Here is a 2,115-nt window from a genome sequence, read left to right as displayed (position 1 = left end):
GACATCGACACCGCCAAGGCAGCCGGAATTCCGGTGGTCGCGGTCGATTTCGGCTACACCGACCGTCATGTGAGCGAATTCGAACCAACCCTGGTGATCTCGCATTTCGACACGCTGACGCCGGACCTGGCGGAACGGCTGATCGCAGCGGCGCGCTGAGCCGGCGCCAAATCCCGACGACGGAAAATCAGAGAAATCAAACCGCGGAATAACCTCGGCACATCGCCTTGACTTCACGCGCCCGCCTACCTTATATCGCGGCTCGCTTCGGCCTTCGGGCCACAGGCGGGCGATTAGCTCAGCGGGAGAGCACACCCTTCACACGGGTGGGGTCGCAGGTTCAATCCCTGCATCGCCCACCATCTAACCTCCCGAAATGGTTAGATGATTTAGCTTCCAAGCAATTTCTTGAGAATGTCTCCGGAGCGCAACTGTCGCGCAGCGATTTTTTGACCTCGGCTCAGTGCAGAATCCGGACTGGATGAACGCCGAGGTTCCAGGTTCTCCCCGCATCGTTTGAGTGGTGGCCGTCGGCGCGAAGCGCGGAGCCGTTAATTCAAAAAGTGAAGATGCCATGTCGGTTCGGCGGACGGTCAAGCGTCTTCAAAGAGGCACCGGGACCGGTATCTCGACAACGAAGGAATGACCGATGAGCAAGAAGATCTTTGTGAGCCTGCCAGTTACCGACGTGAAGGCGTCCAGGGCTTTCTACGAATCCCTTGGTTTTAAGAACAATCCTGAGTTTCCCGATGAGGCCGCGGCCTGGATGGTATGGAGTGAAGAGATCAACTTCATGCTGCTCAGCCGGGAAAAATGGCAGATGATGACGACGCGCCCGATCCCGCCATCAACGTCGAGCGAGGTGATGTTGGCGCTCTCTCTGGACAGCCGCGACGCCGTCGACGCAATGGCCGCCGCTGCGGCCGCTAACGGCGGCACGGCCGACATCAATCCGGTCGAAGATCATGGGTTCATGTACACTCGCGACCTTGCCGACCCCGATGGTCATGCCGTGGGCGCGATGTGGATGGACGTCTCCGCAATGACATCGGCGTCGTCATGACGCCTTGACGTTGCCGGACACGAATGCCGCAGGCGCCTAAATCAGCCCCCGTCTCACATTCATGCGCGTTACCGCCGTCACCAGGACTGCGCCGGTCATGAAATAGAGCGTGGCGATGATGTGGCCCTGGTGGAAGTGCAGCCCGGCAAACAAAAGGGCCGTGACCACGGCAAGGAAGGCGATGACGCGAGAGAAGGCATCGGGCATGGGGCGACCTTGTGCAATGTGTTGACTGGCCGCCCTCAATCCGGCCGATCGCTCCATAGATCGGTTTTCGATTTTTCGCAATCAGGCCCATTGGCGTATCTGTGACCACCTTCACATACGTCAGACAGGGTTTGCGCGCAGATATCGTAACGGGGGCGCCAACGGCTTGGCTGACCTGCAGATCCCGAAGACGGCCTCCGGACTGGATGCGGTTTCGCAGGAAGGAATTTGATCACCTAGCCATTTTCAGATTTGCTGTCTGCGCGCTGGGCACCTCCCACCCAAGCGGGCGGACGGCGTTCTCGAAGGATCGGTCCGTAACCGCCAGTGCGCCCGGTCTCCTTACAGTTGCCGGCTTATCCGGTTTCGACGTGTCGGGCATGACATTGGAACGTCTGTCAGCCACCCGCCGAATTCGGAGAGTCACCGTAGAAGGAGACGACGCTTTGATCGAGCACGCACTTATCCTACAATTTCCGTCTAACCAGAGGCGGAATCGTATCATGGCTACAAACGGCGCGGACGACAGCAACCTGCCGCGCCTGGCGCGCATCGATCCGCGCCACTTCGACCTGCTGTTCGGCGGCTGCAAGCTGGAGCGCTACGCCGCCGGCCAGCATTTGTTCGTCCAAGAGGATGCCTCCGATCGCATCTATGGTGTGATAAGCGGCACGGTCGAGATCTCGATCTATTCGCCGGGCGGGCAGAAGCTGGTGGCCAATATCGAGCTGTCGCGCAGCCTTGTCGGCGAGATCGGGGCACTGGACGGACGCCCGCGCACGGCCACCGCCAGCTGTCTCACGGCATGCGAGCTGGTTTCGCTGAGCCGGACACAACTCTTTGAC

The 2,115-nt window shown here is 59.9% G+C and carries 3 protein-coding genes, 1 tRNA gene and 1 pseudogene; 4 read left to right on the top strand and 1 reads right to left on the bottom strand.

What is annotated here, in order from left to right:
- The 3 genes and pseudogenes from EOA28_RS40650 to EOA28_RS33590 all read left to right on the top strand — a co-directional run.
- A pseudogene (locus EOA28_RS40650) lies at positions 1–159 on the top strand (phosphoglycolate phosphatase); the annotation flags it as partial.
- A gap of 128 nt (positions 160–287) precedes the next feature.
- Positions 288–362: transfer RNA gene (locus tag EOA28_RS33595), tRNA-Val, on the top strand.
- A gap of 287 nt (positions 363–649) precedes the next feature.
- Positions 650–1,063, top strand: coding sequence for a VOC family protein (locus EOA28_RS33590; protein WP_127252628.1), 414 nt, complete (start codon positions 650–652; stop codon positions 1,061–1,063).
- A 36-nt stretch (positions 1,064–1,099) separates the two neighbouring features.
- On the opposite strand, the gene EOA28_RS39225 is transcribed toward EOA28_RS33590, so the two are convergent.
- The gene (locus EOA28_RS39225; RefSeq protein ID WP_167449170.1) at positions 1,100–1,270 is read right to left on the bottom strand and encodes a hypothetical protein; all 171 of its coding nucleotides are present in this window, start codon (positions 1,268–1,270) and stop codon (positions 1,100–1,102) included.
- Positions 1,271–1,773: 503 nt separating this feature from the next.
- Between EOA28_RS39225 and EOA28_RS33585 the strand changes: the two genes are divergently transcribed.
- The coding region (locus EOA28_RS33585) for a cyclic nucleotide-binding domain-containing protein (protein WP_148671028.1) at positions 1,774–2,115 on the top strand (342 nt) is incomplete at its 3' end.

It is taken from the genome of Mesorhizobium sp. M2A.F.Ca.ET.067.02.1.1, assembly GCF_004023285.1.
Classification (GTDB): Bacteria; Pseudomonadota; Alphaproteobacteria; order Rhizobiales; family Rhizobiaceae; genus Mesorhizobium.
Note: the sequence above shows the minus strand (reverse complement) of the source record. Positions and strands in the feature narration are given on the sequence as shown.